Source organism: Streptomyces sp. NPDC047917 (assembly GCF_043204345.1).
GTDB classification, from domain to species: domain Bacteria; phylum Actinomycetota; class Actinomycetes; order Streptomycetales; family Streptomycetaceae; genus Streptomyces; species Streptomyces sanglieri.
This window is the reverse complement of record NZ_JBIDCA010000016.1, coordinates 218,762-242,025: the sequence shown is the minus strand read 5'-3', so window position 1 is coordinate 242,025 and position 23,264 is coordinate 218,762. Positions and strand designations below refer to the sequence as shown.

21 protein-coding genes, 3 pseudogenes and 1 riboswitch are annotated in these 23,264 nt (G+C 71.3%); of the genes and pseudogenes, 10 read left to right on the top strand and 14 right to left on the bottom strand.

All coding sequences use genetic code 11. The features are described from left to right. Window positions 1–4 precede the first annotated feature (4 nt). A complete protein-coding gene (locus tag ACGF8B_RS34845) occupies window positions 5–865 on the bottom strand; it encodes a helix-turn-helix domain-containing protein (RefSeq protein ID WP_392746221.1) in 861 nt (286 codons plus the stop codon). A 204-nt stretch (window positions 866–1,069) separates the two neighbouring features. Here ACGF8B_RS34845 and ACGF8B_RS34840 point away from each other — a divergent pair, with 204 nt between their 5' ends. Further along, on the top strand, window positions 1,070–1,501 hold the full coding sequence (locus tag ACGF8B_RS34840) for an ATP-binding protein (RefSeq protein ID WP_392746219.1): 432 nt from the start codon (window positions 1,070–1,072) through the stop codon (window positions 1,499–1,501). A gap of 122 nt (window positions 1,502–1,623) precedes the next feature. On the opposite strand, the pseudogene ACGF8B_RS34835 reads toward ACGF8B_RS34840, so the two are convergent. The 4 genes and pseudogenes from ACGF8B_RS34835 to ACGF8B_RS34820 all read right to left on the bottom strand — a co-directional run. Continuing rightward, window positions 1,624–1,770: pseudogene (locus ACGF8B_RS34835) on the bottom strand (LysR family transcriptional regulator); the annotation flags it as partial. Between the two features lie 214 nt (window positions 1,771–1,984). Further along, the gene (locus ACGF8B_RS34830; RefSeq protein ID WP_392746218.1) at window positions 1,985–2,458 is read right to left on the bottom strand and encodes a C40 family peptidase; all 474 of its coding nucleotides are present in this window, start codon (window positions 2,456–2,458) and stop codon (window positions 1,985–1,987) included. 3 nt (window positions 2,459–2,461) lie between these two features. Continuing rightward, a riboswitch (cyclic di-AMP (ydaO/yuaA leader) is annotated at window positions 2,462–2,634 on the bottom strand. Window positions 2,635–3,034: 400 nt separating this feature from the next. Beyond that, complete coding sequence (locus ACGF8B_RS34825; protein ID WP_392746216.1) at window positions 3,035–3,343, bottom strand: hypothetical protein; 309 nt, start codon at window positions 3,341–3,343, stop codon at window positions 3,035–3,037. A 7-nt stretch (window positions 3,344–3,350) separates the two neighbouring features. Continuing rightward, complete coding sequence (locus tag ACGF8B_RS34820; protein ID WP_392746240.1) at window positions 3,351–3,986, bottom strand: ATP-dependent Clp protease proteolytic subunit; 636 nt, start codon at window positions 3,984–3,986, stop codon at window positions 3,351–3,353. A 94-nt stretch (window positions 3,987–4,080) separates the two neighbouring features. Here ACGF8B_RS34820 and ACGF8B_RS34815 point away from each other — a divergent pair, with 94 nt between their 5' ends. Further along, complete coding sequence (locus tag ACGF8B_RS34815) at window positions 4,081–4,365, top strand: type II toxin-antitoxin system Phd/YefM family antitoxin (RefSeq protein ID WP_392746214.1); 285 nt, start codon at window positions 4,081–4,083, stop codon at window positions 4,363–4,365. Window positions 4,366–4,448: 83 nt separating this feature from the next. Here ACGF8B_RS34815 and ACGF8B_RS34810 read toward each other — a convergent pair whose 3' ends face one another. Then, window positions 4,449–5,438 (bottom strand): ABC transporter permease, encoded by a 990-nt coding sequence (locus tag ACGF8B_RS34810; protein ID WP_392746213.1) that lies wholly within the window; start codon window positions 5,436–5,438, stop codon window positions 4,449–4,451. Between the two features lie 105 nt (window positions 5,439–5,543). On the opposite strand from ACGF8B_RS34810, the gene ACGF8B_RS34805 reads away from it, so the two are divergent. The 3 genes and pseudogenes from ACGF8B_RS34805 to ACGF8B_RS34795 form a co-directional block, all read left to right on the top strand. Further along, window positions 5,544–6,164 carry a TetR/AcrR family transcriptional regulator gene (locus ACGF8B_RS34805; RefSeq protein ID WP_392746211.1) on the top strand — a complete coding sequence of 207 codons (621 nt, stop codon included), beginning with the start codon at window positions 5,544–5,546 and terminating at the stop codon, window positions 6,162–6,164. A 201-nt stretch (window positions 6,165–6,365) separates the two neighbouring features. Then, a pseudogene (gene ureC / locus ACGF8B_RS34800) lies at window positions 6,366–6,611 on the top strand (urease subunit alpha); the annotation flags it as partial. Then, window positions 6,547–6,765 (top strand): annotated as a pseudogene (locus ACGF8B_RS34795) (urease accessory protein UreF); the annotation flags it as partial. The pseudogenes ureC and ACGF8B_RS34795, both read left to right, overlap by 65 nt. Before the next feature lie 70 nt (window positions 6,766–6,835). Here the strand turns inward: ACGF8B_RS34795 and ACGF8B_RS34790 are convergent. From ACGF8B_RS34790 to gcvPA, 8 genes are all read right to left on the bottom strand, one after another. Continuing rightward, entirely contained in the window at window positions 6,836–7,885 is a 1,050-nt protein-coding gene (locus tag ACGF8B_RS34790; protein ID WP_392746209.1) for an NAD-dependent epimerase/dehydratase family protein, read from the bottom strand. Between the two features lie 64 nt (window positions 7,886–7,949). After that, entirely contained in the window at window positions 7,950–8,669 is a 720-nt protein-coding gene (locus ACGF8B_RS34785) for a lysophospholipid acyltransferase family protein (protein WP_392746208.1), read from the bottom strand. Between the two features lie 70 nt (window positions 8,670–8,739). Continuing rightward, complete coding sequence (locus tag ACGF8B_RS34780) at window positions 8,740–9,957, bottom strand: DUF4032 domain-containing protein (RefSeq protein WP_392746207.1); 1,218 nt, start codon at window positions 9,955–9,957, stop codon at window positions 8,740–8,742. Window positions 9,958–10,061: 104 nt separating this feature from the next. Continuing rightward, window positions 10,062–10,703, bottom strand: a complete 642-nt coding sequence (locus tag ACGF8B_RS34775; RefSeq protein ID WP_392746205.1) for a GntR family transcriptional regulator — start codon at window positions 10,701–10,703, stop codon at window positions 10,062–10,064. A gap of 49 nt (window positions 10,704–10,752) precedes the next feature. Then, entirely contained in the window at window positions 10,753–11,499 is a 747-nt protein-coding gene (locus ACGF8B_RS34770) for an SDR family NAD(P)-dependent oxidoreductase (RefSeq protein ID WP_392746203.1), read from the bottom strand. 44 nt (window positions 11,500–11,543) lie between these two features. Continuing rightward, complete coding sequence (locus ACGF8B_RS34765; protein WP_392746202.1) at window positions 11,544–12,716, bottom strand: ATP-NAD kinase family protein; 1,173 nt, start codon at window positions 12,714–12,716, stop codon at window positions 11,544–11,546. Further along, window positions 12,713–14,311 (bottom strand): aminomethyl-transferring glycine dehydrogenase subunit GcvPB, encoded by a 1,599-nt coding sequence (gene gcvPB, locus ACGF8B_RS34760; RefSeq protein ID WP_392746201.1) that lies wholly within the window; start codon window positions 14,309–14,311, stop codon window positions 12,713–12,715. Before gcvPB ends, ACGF8B_RS34765 begins: the two co-directional genes overlap by 4 nt. Then, entirely contained in the window at window positions 14,308–15,699 is a 1,392-nt protein-coding gene (gene gcvPA / locus ACGF8B_RS34755; protein ID WP_392746200.1) for an aminomethyl-transferring glycine dehydrogenase subunit GcvPA, read from the bottom strand. The genes gcvPB and gcvPA overlap by 4 nt, the downstream gene beginning before the upstream one ends. 226 nt (window positions 15,700–15,925) lie before the next feature. On the opposite strand from gcvPA, the gene ACGF8B_RS34750 reads away from it, so the two are divergent. Genes ACGF8B_RS34750 through ACGF8B_RS34730 form a run of 5 tightly spaced genes read left to right on the top strand, consistent with a single transcriptional unit; the run spans window position 15,926 to window position 23,198 of the window. Continuing rightward, window positions 15,926–17,182: an ABC transporter substrate-binding protein gene (locus ACGF8B_RS34750; RefSeq protein ID WP_392746199.1), complete on the top strand. Its 1,257-nt coding sequence runs from the start codon at window positions 15,926–15,928 to the stop codon at window positions 17,180–17,182. A gap of 4 nt (window positions 17,183–17,186) precedes the next feature. Beyond that, window positions 17,187–18,113, top strand: coding sequence for a carbohydrate ABC transporter permease (locus tag ACGF8B_RS34745; RefSeq protein WP_392746198.1), 927 nt, complete (start codon window positions 17,187–17,189; stop codon window positions 18,111–18,113). Beyond that, window positions 18,110–18,967, top strand: a complete 858-nt coding sequence (locus ACGF8B_RS34740) for a carbohydrate ABC transporter permease (protein WP_392746196.1) — start codon at window positions 18,110–18,112, stop codon at window positions 18,965–18,967. Before ACGF8B_RS34745 ends, ACGF8B_RS34740 begins: the two co-directional genes overlap by 4 nt. Beyond that, on the top strand, window positions 18,964–20,997 hold the full coding sequence (locus ACGF8B_RS34735; RefSeq protein ID WP_392746195.1) for a beta-galactosidase: 2,034 nt from the start codon (window positions 18,964–18,966) through the stop codon (window positions 20,995–20,997). Before ACGF8B_RS34740 ends, ACGF8B_RS34735 begins: the two co-directional genes overlap by 4 nt. Beyond that, window positions 20,994–23,198: a trehalase family glycosidase gene (locus ACGF8B_RS34730; RefSeq protein ID WP_392746193.1), complete on the top strand. Its 2,205-nt coding sequence runs from the start codon at window positions 20,994–20,996 to the stop codon at window positions 23,196–23,198. The genes ACGF8B_RS34735 and ACGF8B_RS34730 overlap by 4 nt, the downstream gene beginning before the upstream one ends. Window positions 23,199–23,264 lie beyond the last annotated feature (66 nt).

Here is a 23,264-nt window from a genome sequence, read left to right as displayed (position 1 = left end):
GAAGTCACCGACCGTCGCGGTCGATCGCGGCGATCAGGTCCAACGAGTGCTCCGGCGACAGCGCGTGACCCTGCATCGTGCGGAAGGCCGAGCTGTACGCCGCAAGGTCTTCTTTCCGCTCCAGGTAGAGGCTACTCGTCAAATGGTCGAGAACGACCACATCCAGATCAGAAGTGCTCGGAAATGAGAAGATAACGAAAGGCCCGGTAAGGCCGGCATGGCCGCCCATCGAGAACGGGAGCAACTGGAGTCGCACATGGGGCAGTTGAGCCACCCGGGCCAGATGGCGCAGCTGTTCCCGCATCACCCGGCACCCGCCGACCTGGCGCCGCAGCACGGCCTCGTCGAGCACCGCGCTCAGCCGCAGCGGTGGATCGGTCCGCAGCACCCCCTGCCTGGCCAGTCGCACCTCCACCAGCGAGTCCAGCTGGCCGGACGGCAGCCCGTCCAGTGACGCCCGGGTCACCGCACGCGCGTAGTCGGCCGTCTGCAACAGCCCCGGCACCACCGAGGTCTCCAGCGTGCGCGCGGTCCGGGCCTGGGACTCCAGACTGATGAAGTCGCGGTACTGGGGCGGGATCAGACCGCGATAGGCGTGCCACCAGCCGGTGCCGCCACCGCCCGCCGAACCCGCGAGCGTCGCCAGGAGATCCCGCAGCCGGGTGTCGTCCACGCCGTACGTGTCCAGCAGCCGGGTCACATCGGCCGGCTGCACCCCGCTCACCCCGGTCTCGATCCGGCTCACCTTCGACTGGTGCCAGCCGAGCATCCGCGCCGCGTCCCGACTGGTCAGTCCCGACGCGTGGCGCAGACTCCGGAGCTCCTCCCCGAGCTTGCGGCGTCGAACCGCAGGGCCGTGCTGCATCCGCGGCCTCCCTCCCTCTTCTGCCGAGCGGACAGTGTGCCGTCCACATCCGGCCTTGCGTGGCAGGGTTCACCGCTTCGAGCGACAGATATATGCATATCTTGGTGGATCGCCGTCGCAGAGGGCAGCATCAGTGGCAATCTGGCGCGAAGCGCAACCCGTACCGATCGCGGGTCGGCACGGGTGGGAAAGGGACGGCTCGCCATGGCAGACCATCAGGAAGCAAACGTCACTCTGCCGAGCGAGCCGGTCTCGGTCTCGGCAGCCCGCAGGTACGTGGCCCGGGTGCTCGCCGAATGGGGCCTGGCCGCCGACACCGATTTCGCCGACAGCATCCAGCTCATCGTCTCGGAGCTCGCGACCAACGCGGTCCAGCACACCTTCGGGCAGTCGCCCACGTTCACCGTGGACCTCCGGCTGGAGCGGGAGGAGCAGCTGTACCTCGGAGTGACGGACAGTCACCCCCGCTGGCCCCGGCGACTGCCCGCCGCCGTCCAGCAGGACAACGGACGCGGCATGGTGATCATCCGCTGTCTGGCCAAGGAGTGCGGGGGCCGGCTCACCGTCACCCCCACCGCCGACGGCGGCAAGACGGTGTGGATCGCGCTGCCGTGGAGCATCCCGGTGCAGAGCTGACCGACGCGCTCACCCGGCTTCGCCGCCCGGCCACCGAGCCGACCCCGCCCGCCCGAACCCGCTGCGCAACAGGGCCTGTCGAGGATGTGCCGGGCGCGTCCGGCCGGCAGCTCGCCCGTGGCCGTGCGCCGGGCCCCGCGGTGGTGGCGCACCAGCGGTGCCGCGCCCGCCTCCCGCTCCGGCTTGGCGAGCTGCTGGGAGCGGGCCGGTGCGGTGTGGCCCAGGCGTGCGGCGGCCCGGGTGAGCGATCCGGCCTCCTCGACCGCCACCGGCGTGGCCAGCCGTGTCGGGGCCTACATCAAGCGTTCGCGCGCACCGGGCGCACCGGCGAGGGCGGCAGCGGCGTGGCGCTCACCGGGCCGGGCCTGATGCCGGTGACCGGCCCGCCGCCGCACTGAGCGGGGGAGGGCCGGCCGCCGGGTCGGGCCGGGCGGCCACGGGCGGGCCCGGCCGGCGGCCACGGATCGCCGGCCGGGCCGTGCCTCAGCGGACCCGGCCGTAGTAGACGCTCCTGGTCCAGATCTTCTCCAGCCGCACCACGGCGCCGGTCCTCGGCGAGTGCCAGATCTTGCCCTTGCCGGCGTAGATCCCCACGTGGTAGACGCTGCGGCCGTAGTGGAAGAACACCAGATCGCCGCGCTGCCGGTGCGAGGCCGAGATGTGGCGGGTCCGGTTGTACTGCTGCTGGGCCGTGCGGGGGAGCTTCTTGCCGGCCTTCTTGAACGAATAGAGCGTCAGCCCCGAGCAGTCGAAGCGGTTGGGGCCGGTGGCCCCCCAGCTGTACGGCGAGCCCTTCTTCGACGCCGCGACGTTGAGCGCCTTCATCGACAGCGTCGCCGCCCGGGCGTCCGTCGCGGCGCCCGGGGCGAACATAGTGCCACCGACGGCGGCGAGCGTGAGAACCGAGGCCGTACCGGCCCGGACGAGCAGAGACGGGACATGAACCTGCGCAGTCATGCGCAACCCTTCGTCAGCCGCCTGTGAAGGATGACCTGTCGGGTTCGGGCTGGCGAAGTTGCCCGGCCGCGTTCGGCGGCTTCACCCCGAGGGTCGACCGGTGTTCAGGTCGACCCGTTGTGCTCGGGTCCTCCACTCCTGCCGATCCACTTCTGTCGACCAGGCATCCGGACGGCGGCAGGACTCGGCGTCCGCCCGGACCGCCCCGCCGCGGTGGCGGGGGCTTGTCGTCCCAGGGATCTTGACTCACCGACTGCCGGATTTCCGAGCTGAAACAGGGATATGTGAGGCTCCTCACGACTGATCCGTTCGGGTGGACATGGTGATCCTTGAGGCTTCGCCGGTGACCCCGACCAGGTGCGTACCTGGGGCGGAAGGGTTGATTCCGTTCACCGTCCACGCCGAAAACGCAAGTTGAGCGGTCCCTCCTGAGGGGGACTTCCTACGCCGAACGAGCGAGGATTTCCGGTGGGGTGGTCGGGCGTGTCGGGTACGGGAGCCGGGTGACGGCCGCCGGGCGCCGGGTCAGGGGGAGTTGGCCGGATCCGCGCCGCGCGCGCGGACGGCGCGGGCCGGTCAACTCGGCGGAGCCGGGGGTACGGTGACGCGCCCCGCCCGCCGTTCCCCGTCCAGCACCCGCAGCGCACGGGCGAGCGTGGCCGCGTGGAGCTGCGCCTCGCCGCGCTCGTGCATCAACGCGAGGGCGTCCCGCAGCGTGCGTGAGTGCGTGACGAGTGCCTGAGCGGCGCGGAGCGCGCCGTAGGTGTCCCCGCCGCGGGCCGGGTTGATCCGGCCGACCTGGTCGAGGACTTCGAGGTAGCCGTCGATGAACTCCCCCTCGGCACGGGTCAGTGCGGGCAGTGGCGGGAACTCCGGTGGTCGCATCGGGTGTTCACCTCTCGCCGTGCGGCCGCAGTGCGGAATTCCGGTTCTCCAGGACGTGGTCCACCAGCCCGTACGCCTTGGCGCCGGCCGCGTCGAGGATGAGGTCGCGTTCGGTGTCCTCGGTGATCTGCTCCTCGGTGCGCCCCGTGTGACGGGCCAACAGGGTGGTGAGCATCGCGCGGACCCGTTCCAGTTCCTGCGCCTGGATCTCCAGGTCGGAGGGCTGGCCCTGCACCGGCTCGGTGAGTTCGGGCTGCCGTACGAGAACCCTCGCGCCGGGCAGTGCGTGCCGCTTGCCGGGAGTGCCCGCGGCGAGCAGCGTGGAGGCGCAGGAGCCGGCCTGGCCGAGGCAGTACGTCTCCACCTCGCAGTTGAGGTACTGCATCGTGTCGTAGATCGCGGACATGGCCCCGAACGAGCCGCCGGGCGAGTTGATGTAGAGCGACACCGGCCGGTCCGGTGCGTCGTGTTCCAGATACATGAGCTGCGCGATCAGATCGCCGGCCGCGGCGTCGTCGACCGGGGTGCCGAGGAAGACGATGCGTTCGGACAGCAGCTTGGAGTACGGGTCGAGGGTGCGGGTCCCATTGGTCGTGCGCTCGGTGAACTCGGGCAGCACGTGACGGGCGGTGGGGCGGAACAGCATGGCGATGCCTCTCCTCGCGGATTCTGCACGGGGGTCTGCACAAGCTTCCGTAAAAAATGTACAGGACGTACAGAAGGTTATGATGGGGAGCATGGCCCATGAGATTCCGGTGACGCAAGCCCGAGCTGAGCTCGCCGAACTGATCAACCGCGTTGTCTACGGCGGCGAGCGCGTGGTTCTGACGCGGCACGGCAAGCCGCTGGTGGCGCTCGTCTCGGCCGCTGACCTGGAGCGACTGGAGAAGGGGGAGGCGGCCGCGGAGGAGCAGGTGATCAGCTCGATCTCCTCGGTCGGCTCCTCGGTGTCCGCTCCCGGCGAACGGCGGCGCTTCGGTATCGCGGCGGAGCACCGGGAGCACGGCGAGCGCGGCAACTGAGCTCCGCCCGGCTGCCCGTGACGCGGAAGAGCCGTGTACCCCCGTCGCAGCGGACAGGGGTACACGGCGTGTCCGGGCGGGGGTCAGCCCGCCAGGGCCGGTTCGCGGGTGTGTGCGGGAAGCGCGGCCGGGGGCCGGGTGCGGCGCCGGCCGCCGATGAGCACGGCACCCAGCCCGAGCGCCGCCCACAGTGCGAGGACGAGCAGCGGTCCGCCCGCGCCGCCGCCGTCGAAGAACGCGACCGAACGCAGCAGTGAGCCGCCCGCGCCCGGTGGCATCAGCCGGCCGATCGCCCCGACCGGCCCGGGGAGCAGTTCCGGTGCGCTGGTGACGCCCGAGAAGGGGTTGCCGAGCAGCACCATCAGCACGGCGCCCGCGCCGATGCCGGGCGGGCCGACGAGTGCGGCGAGCCCTGCCACCGTCCCGCCGATGGCCAGCACGGTGAGTCCCAGCGTCCCGGCCTCCGCCCACCAGTTTCCGGTGATCACACCGAGCCAGTCGGCGGTGAGCGCCGTCGCGCCGAGCCCGGCCGTCACGGCCACCCCGATCAGGGTCAGCGCGGCCCGCCCGCCGCGCAGCCGCAGCAGTGTGACCGCCGAGCCCGAGAGCACACCGGCGATCGCCAGTGGAAGGAAGCTCGCGCCGAGGACGCTGCCGCGCGGATCCGTGCCGGGCGCCGCCACCACGTCCGTGACCTGTACCGGAGTCCCGTCGGGGGCCTGCGCGGTGACCGCCTCGCGCAGCAGCTGGGCGACCGCCGGGCTTGCCGCCGACGCGGTCAGGAGCCGGGCGCCCTGGGAGGAGGCCACTATCGCGCCGTACACGGACCGGTTCTCGATCGCGTGACGGGCCTCGTCCTCGGAGGCGTATCGGTGCACCTCGAAAGCGCCGCCGCGCTGTTCGAACTGCTGCTGGAGCCGGTCTGCGGCGGGGGCGGAGCCGGCGATCGCGACGGGCAGGTCGCGGGGGGCGAGCCGGGCCGAGGGCCAGGCGAAGGCCCAGAGGGCGAGCAGCGCCACCAGGGGGATCAGCAGGATGACCGCCACCATGCGGCGGTTCTGGGTCGCAGGCACGAAGGGCCTCGATTCAAAGAGAAGGATCGTTCGTTTTACTTGCGGCCCACTGTCCGTACGGTGTCGGAGCTTGTCAAGAAGGAATGTTCGTTTTAGGTTCATGGCATGGCCCGTGTATCCCAGGAACACCTGGACGCCCGCCGTCGGCAGATCATCGACGGAGCGGCGCGCTGCTTCGCGCGCGACGGCTTCCACGGCGCGTCCATGCAGGGCGTGCTGAAGGAGGTCGGACTGTCGGCCGGGGCGGTCTACCGCTACTTCAGCGGCAAGGAGGATCTGATCACGGCCATCGCCGACGAGGCGTTCACCAGCATCCGCCGGGCCTTCTGGGAGGCCGCGAACGCCACCCCGCCGCCGGCTCCGGACGTGCTGCTGGGCCGGGTGCTGCGCGGGCTGTTCTCCGGGGAGGTGTGCGGTCTGGACGGGCGGCAGTTCGCCTCGCTGATCGTGCAGGTGTGGTCGGAGAGCATGCGCAACGAGCACCTGGCCGCCACTTTCGAGGACGGTTACGGCGCCATGCGGCTCGTATGGACGGACGTGGTCGAGGGGTACCGCGAGGCGGGGATCCTGCGGGCGGACGTACCCGCCGACCATGTGGCGCGGACGATGATGGCGGCCACGCAGGGGTTCTTCGCCCAGATGGCGCTCTTCGGCGACGCCGATCCGGCGGTGCTGGAGAACGGCATGCGCGGCCTGATGGCCATGGACCGGCCGGAGACCGGCTGACGCGCGGGAATTCACCCGCCGGAATCGACGTGCCGGAGATGTCGCACCGGAGTCAACGCGCCGGAGAAGACGCCGCCCCTGGTGTGCGGCGTCTCGCGCGAGTCGGCGGTTCGCCGCTCATCGGCCGTGTCGCGCACGGCCGATGCTCGCCGCGCCCGGGGACGGAACTCGGCGCCGGACCGTGAGGCGGACACGCAGCGCGACTCCTTCGACTTCGTGGCCGGTGCCGCCGTCCGGGACGGGGTGACGGAACGCCTCGGCCTCGGCAAGCGGTTCGTGCCGATCCGCAGTACGCGCGACGTCACCAACGGAGACATACGGGAGAACGGCGCGCTGCCAAAGGCCCATGTCGACCCCGACAGTTTTGCCGTGATGATCGACGGTGAGCCGGTCCAACCGGGACCGACCGCCGAACTCCCCATGGCCCAGCGCCGCTTCCTCTCCTGATACGCGACACACCGCGCGCGGGACCGGGCGTGCGACGAACCACGCGGGGCTGCTCGTCCTCGCCGACGGCCGGTTCCCCGCCGGTGGGCACGACCACTCCGGCGGCGCCGGAGCGGCCGTGCGGGCGGGCCGGATCCGCGACGCGCGCCGGCTGCGCGGCGTCCCGGACGAGGTACTGAACGAGCTGCTCGGCGCCCCGTGGAGTGAACCCCACGGGCCCCCTCTCACCCCCTCCGGTCGTACGCCGCCAGCCAGGCGTCCTCCGCCGCGTAGTCGAAGAGCTTCCTCCCGTACGACCGAAGCATGGCGGGGAAGGCCTCCGTCCAGTCCCGGCCCGCAAGCCGTGCGGCGATCCACTCGACCGTCTCCGGGAGGGACTGCGCATAGCCGGTGACCGGCCGGTACCCGAGCTCGCGCTCGGCGGCCGTCATGTCGTACACGATGGGGTGGGGGCTGCTCCACGGTGTCACGCCGACGCCGTCCTCCCCGGGAGGGCCCGCCGGCAGCACCGTCGAGGTGCTGCGGCCGAACACCGCGTCGACGGCCTCGCCGATCTCCGCGACCGTCGGCGCCTGCGGATCCCCGGCGTTCAGCACCCGCGAACCCGGCCGCAGCGCGGCGAGCCGGATCAGCTCGGCCAGGTTGGAGGTGTGGACCGGGTGGAAGCGGGACTCGCCACCGAACGCGAGCACCCGTCGGTCGCGGCCGTCCACGAGCCGCTTCACGAAGAACAGCTCACGCGGCGAGCGGCAGTGTTTCCCGTGGATCGCCCCGGCCCGCAACAGCGTCACCGGCAGCGCGTCCCCGGCCGCCAGCAGATCCTGCTCCAGCTCGATCTTCCGCGTGGCGTATGTCGTGTCACCGGCCGGCACCGTGCGCTGCGACTCCGGGATGGGCAGCGGGTAGTGCGGAGCGCCGTCGGGTTCGCCCTGTGTGTCGAAGTTGCGGCCCCGGTCGTCCTCGTACGTCGCACCGCTGGAGATCACCACCGCCGAACCGATCCGGTCCGCGAGCCCGGTCAACTGGCGGGCGTGGCCCGCGTCGTACGCCACCATGTCGACCAGTACGTCGCAGCCGTCGCCCAGCGCCGCCGCGAGCGCCCCTTCGGCGTTCCGGTCCAGGGCGGTCGTACGCACCGCTGCGTCCCACCCGTCGTCCCGGCCGCCGCCGAGCGAGGCGGCCGTCACCTCCCAGCCGTCCTCGACGAGCGAGCGCACCGCCGCCCGTCCGATCTGTCCTGTCGCACCCAGCACCCATGCGTTTCCTCTGCTCATGGGATCGACGCTAGGTCCGACCGGGCGCCCGGACCCGCGAAGTTCACCGAGCGCGGATCCGCTGTCAGCGTCGCAGCTTCGGGAACTTCTTGGACCGCGCCGCCTCTTCGGCCTGCGCGGCCTTCACCTTGCCCGCGTACTCGTCGACGTACTCCTGACCCGAGAGCCCCAGGATCGCGTACATGATCTCGTCGGTGACCGCCCGGACCGCCGCCTTCTGGTTCTCCAGCCCGGCGTAGCGGGAGAAGTCCAGCGGCTCACCGAAGCGGATGGTGACGCGCTTGATGCGCGGGACGACCTGCCCCGGCGGCTGGATCTCGAACGTACCCACCATCGCGCACGGCACCACGGGTACCTGCCCCTTGATCGCCATGACGGCGACGCCCACCTTGCCCTTGTAGAGCCGGCCGTCGTGCGAGCGGGTGCCCTCCGGGTAGATCCCCAGCAGTTCGCCCCGGCCCAGCACTCCGAGTCCCTCCCGGATCGCCGCCTGCCCGGCCTCCTTGCCGGAGCGGTCCACCGGGATCTGTCCGATGCTGCGGAAGAAGGCGGCGGTCAGTCGCCCCTTCACACCCGGCCCGGTGAAGTACTCGGCCTTCGCGAGGAAGGTGATGCGCCGTTTGAGGATCGCGGGCATCAGGAAGTGGTCGGAGAACGACAGATGGTTGCCGGCGACGATGGCCGCGCCGTCCTCCGGGATGTGCTCCAGACCCTCGATCCTGGGGCGGAAGAACAATCGGAGAAGCGGCCCGATGAAGACGTATTTGAGCACGTGGTAGAACACGGGGCGGCTCCTAGGGCCTCTCGTCTGGATCATCCCTGGGCTCGCCAGGGCACAGCTCCGGGTGGGCAGCCTATGTGCAGCCGTCGTCCGCTGCAGCCGTCTTCCTGACGTAGTCCTCGACCGCCGCGTCGAGTCCGATGTCGTGCCGGGCCTGCTCGGACAGGTACCAGCGGTGTTCGAGGAGTTCGTGGTAGAGCTCGGCCGCGTCCATCCGGGCGGGGACGTGGTCGCGCGCCGCGCGCACGGTGGGCCGGAAGATCTCCCGGACCCAGCGGTGGGCCAGCACCTCGGTGCGGGCGCCGTGCCGGTCGCCGGGGGCGTAGTCGTCCTGGGTGGCCATCCAGCTCTCCAGGTCGTTCAGGAGCCGGCGCGCCTGGTTCTCCTCCGCGTCCATTCCGGTGAGCCGCAGCAGTTGGCGCTGATGATGGCCGGCGTCCACGACCTTGGGCACGAACGTGACCGTGTTCCCCTGGTCCGAGTGCGAGATCTGCATCTCGGCGACGTCGAAACCCAGGTCGTTGAGACGGCGGATTCGGCGCTCCATGTAGTGATGCTTGCCCGCCGGGTAGACGGAGGTACGCGTCAGCTCCGTCCACAGCGCCCGGTAGCGCTCCTCGATCTCCAGGCCGAACGCGATCGGATCGATGGACGGATGCAGTGCGCCCGATGCCTCCAGATCGAGCATCTCGCCGCTGATGTTGACCCGGGCGAGCTCGATGTCGTATCCGCGCTGCCCGTCGCTGAGCCGGGGGTGCAGCTCACCGGTCTCGGCGTCCACGAGATACGCGGCGTACGCGCCGGCGTCCCGCCGGAACAGGGTGTTGGACAGCGAGCAGTCCCCCCAGGCGAACCCGGTCAGATGCAGTCGTACGAGCAGGACGGCCAGGGCGTCCATCAGCCGGTGCACCGTGCCGGGGCGCATGGTCGTCTCGAACATCGACCGGTAGGGCAGTGAACCGCCCAGATGCCGGGTGATCAGGACCGGTTCCAGGGGCGAGCCGCCGGCCTCGGTGCGACCGGTGACCACGGCGAGCGGGTCCACGGCGGGTATCCCGAGCCGGTCGAGCGTACGCAGGAGTTCGTACTCGCGCAGCGCGGGCCGCTCGGCCAGCTCCTTCACGGCCACGGTCTCCTCGCCGGCCCGCGCGTAGCGCACCACGTGGCGGGAGATGCCGCGGGGGAGCGGCACGAGGTACTCGTCCGGCCACTGCTCCAGGGGGATGTGCCAGGGCAGTTCGAGCAGGAGGGCCGGGTGTTCGGGGTTGGTGGCGCTGATCTGCAGAGTCATACGGTCACAGTCCCTGGGTCGGGCAGCAGGTCCACCGTGATCGGACCCCGAAGGGGCGGTGCGGGTCAAGTCCGGTGCCGGGCCCGCACCACCGCCCCGTGGCATCAGTCCTCCAGATGCTCCAGGATCCGGTGCATCCCGCTGTTCCAGTTCTCCTTGAGCGCCGCGACGGCCGCGTCCAGGTCGCCGCGCTGCAGGCACTCGGCGATCCGCTCGTGCTCCTCCGCGGAACGCTCCAGGATGTCCTGGTCACCCAGGGCCACCCGCTCGTAGCGGTGCATCGTCACCTTCAGGGAGGTGATCAGCCTCATCAGGCGGTCGTTGGTGCAGCCGGACAGCAGGAGGTCGTGCCACGCGTCGTCGTAACGCTCTATGACGTCGTGCGGCGCCTGCGGGACCGAGAACGCGCGGGCCTCCTCCAGCAGGCGCGGGGCCGTCGCCGCCAGGTGCTCGGGATCGCTGGACTCCAGGGCGAGCGCCTCCAGCGTCGCGACGATCGCGGACAGATCGCGGAACTCCTGCGCGCTGAGCGGCGTGAAGCGGAAGCCCTTGCCGCGCTCGCTGGTGATGACGCCCTCACGTTCCAGCGTGATCAGTGCCTCGCGCAGCGGAGTACGGCTGACACCGAGCTCGGTGGCGAGCTGCCCCTCGTTGATCGGCGAGTTGGTCGCGATCGTGCCGCGCCCCAGGCGCTTGATCAGTTCCTCCTTGACCTGTTCGCGCAGCGGGCGGTTTTCGATTGGCATGTGAGGCTGCCCTCCCCTTCGGTCCGGTCGATTATCCGCTACCGCCGCATCACGCGGTACCGGCGCCGTCGACGGGGATGATCGCCCCGCTCAGGAACGCCGAGGCGTCGGAGGCGAGGAACGCCACGGTCTGTGCGATGTCCCGGGGCTGTCCGATCCGGCCGAGCGGGCGGTCGGCTGCGTCCGCGTAGAACGCGTCGGAGCTCTCGCCGAGCTGGCGGGCCTCCTCGGCGAGCATCCCGGTCGCCGTGTCGCCGGGGCAGACACAGTTGACGCGGATGTTGTCGGGGCCGTGGTCGATGGCCATGGCGCGGGTCATGTTGACGACGGCGCCCTTGGACGCGCAGTACGAGACGGCCCGGCCGCCGCCGCGGATGCCCCACCCGGAGCCGGTGTTGACGATGGAGCCGCCGCCCCGGGCCGCCATCTGCGGGATCACCAGCCGGCTCATCAGCATCACCGAGCGGATGTTCACGGCCATCACCAGGTCCCAGTCGTCCTCGGTGATCTCGCAGACCGTGGAACGGCGGATGATCCCGGCGTTGTTGAAGAGGACGTCCACACCTCCGAACCGCTCCTCGGCCGCCCGAACGACGGCCTCGCAGTCCTCGCGCCGTGACACGTCACAGCGCACGAAGGCTCCTCCGGTGTCCTTCGCGGTGCGTTCACCGCCGTCGGTGTCGATGTCGGCGATCATCACGCGGGCGCCGAGCTCGGCGAGGACCTGGGCGGTGGCACGGCCGATGCCGGCTCCGCCGCCGGTGACGATCGCGCGCTTGCCGTCGAGGGAGATCATCCTGGGCTCCTTCTGTCCTGGGTCGGGATGTCGGGGTTACGCGGTCACATCGCCAGGCGGTACAGCGAGGCGCGCCGCCTGCCGGTGATGACGGGATGGTGGCCGGACAGCTCCGCGTCGAGCGCGTCGTCTCCGGTGTCGAGGAGCAGTGGCCGGCCGCCGAGCGCGGCCAGTTTGGCTTCCGCGCACAACACCAGCAGATGTTCGCGGCCACCCGCCGCACGCAGTACGCGCGGCGAGATCTGCTGGTTGCCGCGGCCGAGGAGGAACCCCTGGCCGCCGATGGGGGAGAGGGCGATCCAAGCGGGGCCGAGTGCCAGGAGGGTGTCCTCGCGGGCGTCGCGGGCCACGACCCGGGGAGGGCGGCCCGGCCGCAGGGCGAGCGCGTCGACCCCGGTCAGCGAGACGTCCGCGCCGAGCGCGGCCGCCACCGCGCGGGTGGTGGTGCCGGGGCCGAGCACCAGCAGGCCGTCCCCGACCCGCTCGGCGACCTCGGCCGCGATCCCGCCCACCGCCTCGGGCGAGACGGCGGTGCTGCCGGTCTTGCGCTGCTGGACGCGGACGGGTACGTCGGGGACGGGCAGCCACCCGTAGAGCCGGGAGGTGACGCGGCCCTCGTCCAGAGCGTCTTCGTCGCGGTCCATCACCTCGGCGTCCCGCAGCCGGACGCCGCCCGTGCGGGTGAGCCACGCCGCCGCTACCTCGCCCGCGGCACGCGGGCCGACGGCGAAGACGGCCGAGTGCATCTTGACACCGGTCGGTACGCCGAGGACCGGGCAGCGCACGTCGCCGAGCGCGCCCAGCACATCGCGCGCGGTGCCGTCGCCGCCGGCGAAGAGCAGCAGGTCGACGCCCTCGGCGACGACCGCCCGCACTGCGGCGGAGGTGTCCGCGGCCGAGGTGTCCCGCCCGCCGGCCGCGGTGTGCACCACCCGCCCCGCGAGCCCGGCCGCGGCGACGGAGTCGGCGCCCAGGCAGCCGGCGGCGGTGACGACGAGGAGCCCGGGGGGTGCTGTGCGATCCCGCGGTCCGGTGCCCGTCGACGCGCCCCGGCGTACCGCCAGTTCACGCAGGGCCGCGGCCGCGCGCTCCCCCGCCTGCGGGCGTGCGCCCAGGGAGAGCGCCACGCGCGGCCGGTCCGGGCCGTCGGTGCCGCCCAGACCCACCCGGCCGCCGAGTCCGGCGACCGGGTTGACCACCAGACCGATCCGCGTCACCGGCCGGCCTCACCGAGCACCTTGCGGCGGTAGGCGCGCCAGGAGACCGCCCAGGTCGCCGGGTCGTCCAGCGCCTCGGGGCGTACCCGGTGGATCGTCGAACGGTGCGGTGCGGTGCGTACGGTCTCCGGGTCCTCGTACGCCTCGCGGGCGACCTCCGCGAGGATCGCCGCGTACTCGTCGAGGTCGGCACGCGTGTAGGACTCGGTCGGCTCCAGCGTCATGGGCTCCGGCACCACGTACGGGTGGTGGCTGGTCCAGTAGTGGGTGCCGAAGTCGGCGGCGCGCAGGCCGAGGTCCTCGGAGTGCAGGCCGGTGTCCTCGTGGAGCTTCTCCCAGCTGTAGCGGACCTGCTCCACGCGTGGGCGCCCGGCCGCGTACGGCACCGAGACGCCCGGGATCTGCCGGACCTTGTGGAGCAGATAGTTGTTGTTGAGCACGGCCGTCTCGGCGGCGGCCCGCAGCCCCTCCGCGCCGAGCGACATGATCCACGCGTAGGCGCGGACCAGGTTCGGCACGACGCCGTAGAACGGCCGCATCTTGCCGACCGACTCGGGCCGGTCGTCGTCCAGCCGGTACTTGCCGCTCGCCGGGTCGAACTCGACGGTCGGGCGAGGGAGATACGGGGCCAGCTCCTCGGTGACCGCACAGGCGCCCGCCGCCGGGCCGCCGCACGCGTGCGGGGTCGAGAACGTCTTGTGCAGGTTGAAGTGGCACAGGTCGAAGCCCGCGTCCCGTGCCCGGGTGATGCCGAGGATGCCGTTCGCGTTCGCCTGGTCGTACGAGCACAGACCGCCGGCCTCGTGCACGATCCGTACGAACTCCTCGATGCGCGGGTTGTAGATCCCGGTGTCCTCCGGGTTGGTGATCAGGAGCGCCGCCGTGCGCGGGCCGGCCGCGGCCCTCAGCGCCTCGATGTCGGGATAGCCGTCCGCGTCCGGGTGGAGGGTGAGGACCTTGAAGCCGGCGGTCTTCGCGCAGGCCGCGTTGGACGGGTGGGAGAAGATCGTCGTGATGATCTCGTCGCGCTGTTCCAGCTCGCCGCGCGCGGCGAAGTGGGCCCGGATCATGGCCACGTTGGTGTAGATCGCGGCGGAGCCCGCGCCCGGCTGGAGCGAGACCCGGTCCATGCCGGAGATCTCCTTCAGCAACTGCTCCAGGCTGTGGATGATCCCGAGGACGCCCTGGACCGTGTCCTCGTCCTGGAGCGGGTGCAGCGCCGCGATCCGGGGGTCGCGGACGAACTGGTCGTTGACCTTGGGGCTGTACTTCATGGTGCAGGTGCCCTGGCCGACGTCGATGTTGAGATCGGCGCCGAGGTTCTCCTGCGACAGGCGCAAGTAGTGGCGCAGCACCTGCTGCTGGGACATCTCCGGCAGCGCGGGCGGCTCGGCGCGGCGCAGGGCGGCGGGAATCGCGGGCATCCGGACGGACGGGTCCGCGGCCGGCACGAGGACGCCGCGCTCGCCCGGCGAACCCAGCTCGAAGATCAGCCTCTCGTCCCAGGACGCCTGCTGGAAGCGGCGCAGACGAGGCTTCGGGGCGATGCGCGCGTCCTCGGGGGAGACGGGCACGGGCGCGTGCGGGGCGGTCACTTGACGATCTCCTTCAGGGTCGCGGCGAGCCGGTCGATGTCGGCCCTGGTGTGGACCTCGGTGACGCAGTACGCGGCTTCGTGGGTGCCGGTCGGTGTGGAGCCGAAGATGCCCCGCTCCTTGAGTTCGGCGCGGATCTCGGCCGCGGTCCTGCCACCCGTGTAGCGGACGGTGAAGTCGGCGAAGTGCAGGGCATCGCCGTACGGGACCTCGATGCCGGGAACCTCGGCGAGGCTCCTGCGGGCGTACGCGGTCAGCGCGAGGATCGTCGCGCCGATCTCCCGCATGCCCTGCGGTCCCATCAGCGCGAGATAGACCCCGGCGCCGATGCCGTGCAGCGCGGCGGCCGTGCCGACCCACTCCTTGCCCTCCTCGCGCAGCGCGAACGAGGTCCGCTCATAGGCGACGTCCCCGAATCCGTACTCGCCCTCGACGCTCGTCGGCACCAGGCCGAACAGCCGTGACGGGTACTCGGCGACCAGCCTCTCCTCGTCGCGGGTGGCGATGAAGCCGGCGTTGCCGCCGCCGAAGCTCTGGTGCAGGCCCAGCGGCTGGATGTCGCCGCACGCGATGTCGGCGCTGTACGCGGAGGGCGGCGCGAGCACGCCGAGCGTGAGCGGATTGCAGCCCACCACGTACAACGCACCGGCCTCGTGGGCGAGTCCGGCGAGGCGGGGGAGCGCCTCGTCGACGATTCCGAGCGCGGACGGGGTGTCCGCGTACACCGCCGCGGTGTCGCCCGCGGCGAGCGCCTCGCGCACCGCGCCGAGGTCGGCGCAGCCGGTGTCCGGGTCGACCGGGACCACCGTCACGTCGTGGTCGGGGCGTACGTAGTCACGGATGCGGGAGAGCTTGTCGGCGTCGACCGCGGTGGCGACGATCACCCGGCGGCGGCCGGTGATCCGGCCGGCCATGCGCAGCGCGGTCCCGGAGGCCTGGAAGCCGTCGTACACCGGGACGTTGACGATCTCCACGTCGAGCAGTTCGGCCATCATCGACTGGTACTCCCACAGCGCCTGGAAACGTCCGTGGTCCTCGTAGGGCTCGCCCGCGTACGCCGTGAGGAACTCGCTGCGATTGACCACCTCGTCCACGACCGCCGGTACGTGGTGCTGGTAGCAGCCGGAGCCGAGAAAGCTGAGCGCCTGCCGCGTCGATGTGTTGCGGCCGAGCAACTCCTCCATATGGCGGGTGAGTTCGGCTTCCGAACGCAACGGGGCCGGCAGGTCGAGGGGGCGGTGCAGCCGGACGCCGTCCGGGATGTCGGCGTAGAAGTCCTCGACGCCCGCGGCGCCGATCTCCTCCAGCATCGCCTGCCGCACGGCCGGCACGGCGTTGGGAATGTAGGGATGGGCGTAGGGGGGAACGAAGTCCTGGGATGACGTCATGCCGCGCCTTTCGCGTGGGCCGACTCGGTCGGTCCGGTCATGAATCACAGCAACAGAAGTCTTTGGCTGTACACCTCTTGACGGCAGGCTCCGTCATTCAGTGTTCTGAATACAGCATTAGGCATTCAGGCTCCAGGAGGCAAGAGTGTCAACGAGACCCACCCGACGGGTTGTTCTGGCCACAGGTTTCGCGACCGCGGCATCGTCCCTGATCAGTGGATGTGCCATGGGCGGCGCGGGCGGCGGAGAGGCCCGGGACATCGACGGCAGGAAGGACGACGGAGGGGGCGAGGTCAGCGGCAGCATCACCGTCTGGTCGTGGGACGTGGCGGCCAAGGCCATGAAGCGCCTCGCCGGCGACTTCGAGAAGCGCCACCCCGGCACCACCGTCGACATCGTCGACATCGGCTACGACAACGCCTACGACAAGATCACCGTGGGCCTGCGCGGCGGCTCCGGCCTCGCCGACGTCCTCACGGTCGAGGGCAGCTACATGCCGCGCTACACCGGAAACTTCCCCAGCGGCTTCTACGACCTGACGAGCCTCGGCGGCCGCTACGGAGGCGACTTCGACCGCGCCGCGTGGCGCACCGTCACCGGCAAGGACAGCGCGGTCCTCGCCCTGCCCTGGGACATCGGACCCTGCGCGCTCTACTACCGCAAGGACCACTTCCGCGCCGCGGGGGTCGATCCCGCCTCGCTGCTGACCTGGGACGACTACGTGGCAGCGGGTGTCCGCATCAAGAAGGCCACCGGCCGCAAGCTGCTCGTCATGGACTCCACGGACGTCGGGATCCTGCCGATGCTGCTCCAGCAGCAGGGCCAGTCCTACTTCAGGGGCGGCCGGGTCGCCGTCGACACTCCCGAGGCCGTCAAGGCCCTCACCCTGATGAAGACCCTGCACGACCGGGGGCTCGTCGACTACGAGAAGGGCTGGGACGGACTCGTCACCGGCACCAAGGAGGGCAAGGCCGTCACCACGCCCACCGCCGCCTGGTGGACGGGCACACTCACCGACGAGATGCCGGAGCTGAAGGGCAGGTTCGGTGTGGTGCCGCTGCCCGGCTTCACCACCGACGGCATCCGCACCTCCAACATCGGCGGCTCCACGCTCTGCGTACCCGCGCAGAGCAAGAACCCCCGCCTCGCCTGGGAGTTCATCCGGTTCCTGCTCACCGGCAGGGAGAACCAGGTCTCCATGCTCAAGCGCGAGGGCCTCTTCCCCGCCTACCTGCCCGCGCTCGACGACCCGTACCTGAGCGAGAAGCAGGAGTACTTCGGCGGGCAGGCGGCCCTCGACGTGTTCGCCCGGCTCGCCCGCACCATCCCGCCGGTCGAGAACAACAAGGACGACGCGAAGGCCTCCGACATCATGGTCTCGGCCGTCAGCGGCGTGATGCTGCGCGGCAAGGACCCGCGCACCGCCCTCGACTCGGCCGCGCGGCAGCTCGCCACCGCCACCGGCCGCGAAAGGGTGAAGTAGCCCGATGGCCGTCCACACCACCTACGACCGGCCGGTCGCCCCCGCCCGCGCCCCGGCCCCGGCACGCCGCGGACGACGGCGACCCACCGCCTGGATCTTCGCCGGGCCCGCGGCCGTCCTCTTCGTCCTCTTCTTCGCCTACCCGCTGGGCGCCAGCCTCCTGCAGAGCTTCACCACCGAGGACGCCGGAGCCACCCGCTGGGTCGGACTCGACCAGTACCGGCGCATGATCCACGACCCCGCCTTCCTGGAGTCCCTGTTCAACACCGGGGTCATCCTCGTCGTGCAGGTCCCCGTCATGATCGGCCTGGCCCTCGTCCTCGCCGTCCTGCTCAACCAGTCCTGGCTGCGCTTCCGCGGCACCTGGCGGGCGGTCTACTTCCTGCCCGCCGTCACCACACTCGTCGCCTACGCCGTCGTCTTCCAGGTGCTCCTCAAGACCGACGGCGGCCTCGTCAACCAGATCCTCGGCACCGTCGGCATCGGCCAGGTCGACTGGCTCAACAGCCCCACCTGGGCACGTGTCTCCCTGATCGCGTCCCTGACCTGGCGCTGGACCGGCTACAACGCCGTCATCCTGCTCGCCGGACTCCAGTCCATCGGCAAGGAGCAGTACGAGGCCGCCGCCATCGACGGCGCCACCACCTTCTCCACGTACACCAGGGTGATCCTGCCGCAGCTGCGCCCCGTCGTCCTGTTCTGCGTGATCACCTCGACCATCGGAACACTCCAGCTCTTCGACGAGAACTACGTCCTCACCCGCGGCGGACCCGACGACGCCACCCTCACCCCGGTCGTCTACCTCTACAAGACCGGCTTCCAGCAGCTCGACTTCGGCTACGCCGCCGCCATCGCCTGGGTGGTCGTCGCCCTCATCGCCGCGATCTCCGCCCTCCAGTACTTCGCCTTCGGAAGGGAGCGCCGCCGGTGACCGCCCTCCAGCAGGCCCCCGTACGCGTCCACCCGGCCCGGCGCCTGGGCCGCTACGTCGTGAGGCTGCTGCTCGCCGCCGGTGCCGTCGTCAGCCTGGTCCCGTTCCTCTGGATGGCGATCGCCGCGACACACTCCACGTCCGACCTGTTCCATTCACCGCCGCCGTTCCTGCCCGGCGGCCGGCTGCTCGACAACCTGGTGCGGCTCCAGGACACCATCGGCTTCGGCCGGGTCCTCCTCAACAGCGTGGGCATCGCCGTCGTCCACACCGCGCTCAGCTCACTGATCTCCGCCATGTGCGGCTACGGACTCGCCAAGTACCGCTTCCGCGGCCGGGGACTGCTGCTCGGCGTCGTGCTCGCCACCATGATGATCCCGTTCCAGGTACTGCTCGTGCCGCTGTTCCAGATGATGGCGAGCGTCGGCTGGATCGACTCCTACCAGGCGGTGATCCTGCCGTTCCTGGCGAACTCCTTCGGCATCCTCCTGATGCGGCAGAGCTTCGTCGACTTCCCCGACGAGCTCCTCGAATCGGCCCGGATCGACGGCTCCGGCGAGCTGCGCACCTTCTACCGGGTGGTGCTGCCGTGCGTGCGCCCGCAACTCGGCGCCCTGGTCATCTTCACGTTCATGGCGCAGTGGAACAGCTTCATCTGGCCCCTGCTCATGCTCAACTCGGAGGACAAATACACCGTGCCCGTCGCGCTCAACACCCTCACGGGGCTCTCCCACGTCGACTACTCCGGGCTGATGCTCGGCTCGCTCCTCGCCACGCTCCCGCTGATGCTCCTCTTCCTGCTGTTCCAGCGGCAGTTCGTGGCCGGACTGCTCGGCGGGGCGGTGAAGGGATGAGCCGCGCGACCCGCGTACCGGGCATCCTCTACGGCGGCGACTACAACCCCGAGCAGTGGCCCGAGGACGTCTGGGCCGAGGACGCCGCCCTGATGCGCGAGGCCGGGGTCACGATGGTGACCGTCGGCGTCTTCTCCTGGGCACGTCTCCAACCCGGCCCGGACAGCTGGGACTTCGCCTGGTTCGACCGGCTCCTGGACCTGCTGCACGCCCATGGCATCGCCGTCGACCTGGCCACGGCGACCGCCTCCCCGCCCGCCTGGCTGGTGCGCGCCCACCCGCAGATCCTGCCGGTCACGGCCGACGGCGTACGCCTCGAATTCGGCTCCCGCCAGCACTACTGCCCCTCCTCGCCCGAGTACCGCGCCGCCGCACTCCGCCTCACCCGCGCCCTCGCCGAACGCTACGCACACCACCCGGCACTCGCCCTGTGGCACATCCACAACGAGTACGGCGACCACATCACCGAATGCTTCTGCGCCCACTCGGCCGACCATTTCCGTACCTGGCTCACCGACCGCCACGGCACCGTCGAGGCCCTCAACCACGCCTGGGGCACCGCCTTCTGGTCGCAGCGCTACGGCAGCCTCGACGAGATCGAACCACCCCGCACCGCACCCGGCCCCGTCAACCCGACACAGCTCCTGGACTGGCGGCGCTTCTGCTCCGACGCCCTCCTCGAATGCCACCGCGCCGAACGCGAGGCGCTGCGCGAGATCAGCCCGGACATCCCGGCCACCACCAACTTCATGTCGATGTTCAAGGCACTCGACTACTGGAAGTGGGCGGAGCACGAGGACCTCGTCTCCGACGACACCTATCCCGACCCCGCCGACCCGCACGCCCATGTCAACGCCGCCCTCAACTACGACCTGATGCGCTCCCTCAAGGGCGGCCGGCCCTGGCTGCTCCTCGAACAGGCACCGTCCGCCGTCAGCTGGCGGCCGGTCAACGTCCCCAAGAGACCCGGACTGCAACGCCTCTGGTCGCTCCAGGCACTGGCCCGCGGAGCCGACGGCATCATGTACTTCCAGTGGCGCGCCTCCCGGGCCGGCGCCGAGAAGTACCACAGCGCCCTGCTGCCGCACCGCGGCACCGCCTCCCGGGGCTGGCGCGAGACCGTCCGCTTCGGCGCCGAACTCGCCCGGCTCGGCGAGATCACCGGCACCACCACCCCGGCGGACGTGGCGATCGTCCTGGACTGGGACTCCTGGTGGGCCCTGGAGGCCGAGGACCACCCCTCCGCCCGGATGCGCTGGCGCGACCTGCTGCGCCCCTGGTACGCGGCGCTGCACACCCGCGCCGTCTCCGTCGACTTCGTACCCCCGCACGCCGGCCTGGACGACTACCGGGCCGTCCTCGCACCCAACCTCCATCTGCTGCGGCCCGAGCACGGGGCACGCATCGCCGCCTATGTGCGCGGCGGCGGCCACTTCGTCTGCGGACCCTTCAGCGGTGTCGTCGACGGTCACGACCACATCCACGACGGCGGCGCACCGGGACCGCTGCGGGAGGTGCTCGGCGTGTCCGTCGACGAGTTCTGGCCGATCCCCGACGGCGCCGAGGTGCCCCTGGCCTCCGGCGCGCGGGCCACCCTGTGGAGCGAGTGGATCGAGCCAGAAGGCCCCGGTACGGAGACTGTCGACACCTACGCGGCCGGCGAGCTGACCGGCCGCCCCGCCGTCACCCGCCACCGCTACGGCACCGGCACCGCGTGGTACGCCAGCGCCCATCTCGGCGACGGCATCGCCGCCGTGCTCGACGAAGCGCTGCGGGCGGCGGGCGTACGCCCCGTGCTCGACGTACCCGAGGGCGTCGAGGCGACCGTGCGCTCCGGCGCCCGGGGCACGTACCTCTTCGTCCTCAACCACGCCGACCACGACACCCGCACACCACTGACCGGCCGTTACGGGGCCGGCGGCACCGATCTGCTCACCGGAGCCGCCGTCCGCGACCACCTCGACCTCGGCCCGCTCGGCGCCGCCGTCCTGCGCATCGCCACCGACTCCCCCGAAGGGACCGCGAAATGACCCGCCGCAGACACCGACACCGCACCGCCCACCGTCCCCTGAGCGCCCTGACCGCACTCCTGCTGGCCGGCGGCGCCCTCGCCGCACCGCAGACGGCCGCCGCCCACGGACACCCGAAACCACCGCCCGCCTACGCCGACGTCCTCGACCTGCACGGCACCCCCACCACCGCCCAGCCGGGCGACGGCGAGGACAACAACCCCGTCACCGTCTTCGCCGACCGGGGCGCCTGGCACGCGTACGCACTGCCGGAGGCCGGTGACAAGGACGCCTACGGAGGTTTCTCCGGGCCCCTCTACATCGCCCAGGAATACCCCTGGTGGCTCAGCAAGTCCTTCAGCCGCATCCGCCTCACCGAACACGGCCGCACCCTGGACCTGGCCGCCGGCGGCACGCCCCGCACCACCTCGCTGCCGGGCCGGCTCGTCCAGTCCTACGACCTCGGCCGCGGCCTGCGCCTCACTCTCGGACTCCGCTTCGCCACCGACCGCACCGCCCTGATCAGGGCCGAGGTCCGCAACACCGGCCCGGCCACCCGCACACTCGGCGCCGACTGGACGGGCAGCCTGCTGCGGCCCGCCGACAGACCGATGCGCGACGCGCCGGCGCTGACCGCCACCGGCTCCGGCGTCGGGGTCGACTTCGGAAAGGTCCGCGAGACCTGGGACTACCTCACCGACGGCACGGAACGCTTCGAGGTCACCCACAAGGACCGCGTCCGCACGACCGTGGACGGCGACACGTACCGCACCGAGGCCGCGAAGCCGGTGACCCTGGCCCCCGGCCGCTCGCACAGCTTCGACTGGACCGAGTCCTACACCTTCACCACCGCCGAACGCACCGGGGAGCGGGCGAGGGTCCGTGCCGTACTGGCCCGCCCCGACTCCGTGGTGTCCGCGTCCGACGCGCGCTGGCGCGGCTATGTCGCCGGGGTGACCCGGGGCGTCCCGGCGGACCGGCGGCGCACGGCCGTGAAGTCCCTCCAGACCCTCGTCACCAACTGGCGCAGCGCGGCGGGTCGGATCAAGCACGACGGCATCACACCGTCGATCTCCTACAAGTGGTTCACCGGCGGCATCTGGGCCTGGGACACCTGGAAGCAGGCGGTGGGCACGGCACGCTTCGCGCCCGACCTGGCCCAGTCGCAGATCCGCTCCATGTTCGACCACCAGATACGCCCGGACTCCGCGTCCCGCCCCCAGGACGCCGGGATGATCCCCGACGTCATCTTCTACAACGACCCCGAACGCGGCGGCGGCAACTGGAACGAACGCAACTCCAAGCCACCGCTGGCCGCCTGGGCCGTGTGGGAGGTGTACGCGAAGAGCGGCGACCGGGCGTTCCTGCGCGAGATGTACCCGAAGCTCGTCGCGTACCAGGACTGGTGGTACCGCAACCGGGACCACGACCACAACGGCCTCGCCGAGTACGGCGCCACCGTCGACCCGGCCAACGACTCCCCCGAGGAACGACGCCTCGCCGCCGCCTGGGAGAGCGGCATGGACAACGCACCCCGCTTCGACGCCGGCCTCGGCACCGGAGTCGTCGCCAACAAGGCCGCCGACGGAACGCTCCTCGGCTACTCCCTCGACCAGGAGTCCGTCGACCTGAACTCCTATCTCGCCGCCGACCAGGGCTACTTGGCGCGGATAGCGGGTGCGATCGGCCGCGGCACCGATGCCGGACGGTGGAAGCGGCGCTCCGCCGCGACCTCCGCCGCGGTGCGCGACACGATGTACGACCCGGCGGACGGCTGGTTCCACGACATCGCGCTCGGCACCGGCGCACCGCTCACGGCCCGCGGCCGCGGCATCGAGGGCGCCGTCCCGCTGTGGACCGGCACCGCGTCCGCCGCGCAGGCCCGTGCCGTGCGCGACAGACTGACGGACCCGGCGGAGTTCGCCACGACCGTGCCCTTCCCGACCGTGGCGAAGAGCTCGCCCCACTTCTCGCCGACCGCGTACTGGCGCGGCCCCGTCTGGCTCGACCAGGCCTACTTCGCCCTCGGCGGCCTGCGCCGCTACGGCTACGGCAGGGACGCGGAAGCCCTGGCGGACCGGCTCCTCACCCATGCCTCCGGCCTCGCGGGCGACGGTCCGATCATGGAGAACTACGACCCGACGACCGGGGCACCGCTCAACTCACCCAACTTCAGCTGGTCCGCGGCGCTGTTGCTGCCGATGCTGACGGGCGACGAGTAGGGGGCGGAGGCCCTCGGGGTACGCGGAGGACCGGGACCTCCCGGCGATGCGGCGGACCCCGGACCT

What these genes read in the sequence shown, in the direction of transcription:
- ACGF8B_RS34845 (WP_392746221.1), bottom strand. Translation starts at nt 865, where the DNA reads ATGCAGCACGGCCCTGCGGTTCGACGCCGCAAGCTCGGGGAGGAGCTC.
- ACGF8B_RS34840 (WP_392746219.1), top strand. Translation starts at nt 1,070, where the DNA reads ATGGCAGACCATCAGGAAGCAAACGTCACTCTGCCGAGCGAGCCGGTC.
- ACGF8B_RS34830 (WP_392746218.1), bottom strand. Translation starts at nt 2,458, where the DNA reads ATGACTGCGCAGGTTCATGTCCCGTCTCTGCTCGTCCGGGCCGGTACG.
- ACGF8B_RS34825 (WP_392746216.1), bottom strand. Translation starts at nt 3,343, where the DNA reads ATGCGACCACCGGAGTTCCCGCCACTGCCCGCACTGACCCGTGCCGAG.
- ACGF8B_RS34815 (WP_392746214.1), top strand. Translation starts at nt 4,081, where the DNA reads ATGGCCCATGAGATTCCGGTGACGCAAGCCCGAGCTGAGCTCGCCGAA.
- ACGF8B_RS34805 (WP_392746211.1), top strand. Translation starts at nt 5,544, where the DNA reads ATGGCCCGTGTATCCCAGGAACACCTGGACGCCCGCCGTCGGCAGATC.
- ACGF8B_RS34790 (WP_392746209.1), bottom strand. Translation starts at nt 7,885, where the DNA reads ATGAGCAGAGGAAACGCATGGGTGCTGGGTGCGACAGGACAGATCGGA.
- ACGF8B_RS34780 (WP_392746207.1), bottom strand. Translation starts at nt 9,957, where the DNA reads ATGACTCTGCAGATCAGCGCCACCAACCCCGAACACCCGGCCCTCCTG.
- ACGF8B_RS34775 (WP_392746205.1), bottom strand. Translation starts at nt 10,703, where the DNA reads ATGCCAATCGAAAACCGCCCGCTGCGCGAACAGGTCAAGGAGGAACTG.
- ACGF8B_RS34770 (WP_392746203.1), bottom strand. Translation starts at nt 11,499, where the DNA reads ATGATCTCCCTCGACGGCAAGCGCGCGATCGTCACCGGCGGCGGAGCC.
- gcvPA (WP_392746200.1), bottom strand. Translation starts at nt 15,699, where the DNA reads ATGACGTCATCCCAGGACTTCGTTCCCCCCTACGCCCATCCCTACATT.
- ACGF8B_RS34750 (WP_392746199.1), top strand. Translation starts at nt 15,926, where the DNA reads ATGGGCGGCGCGGGCGGCGGAGAGGCCCGGGACATCGACGGCAGGAAG.
- ACGF8B_RS34745 (WP_392746198.1), top strand. Translation starts at nt 17,187, where the DNA reads ATGGCCGTCCACACCACCTACGACCGGCCGGTCGCCCCCGCCCGCGCC.
- ACGF8B_RS34735 (WP_392746195.1), top strand. Translation starts at nt 18,964, where the DNA reads ATGAGCCGCGCGACCCGCGTACCGGGCATCCTCTACGGCGGCGACTAC.
- ACGF8B_RS34730 (WP_392746193.1), top strand. Translation starts at nt 20,994, where the DNA reads ATGACCCGCCGCAGACACCGACACCGCACCGCCCACCGTCCCCTGAGC.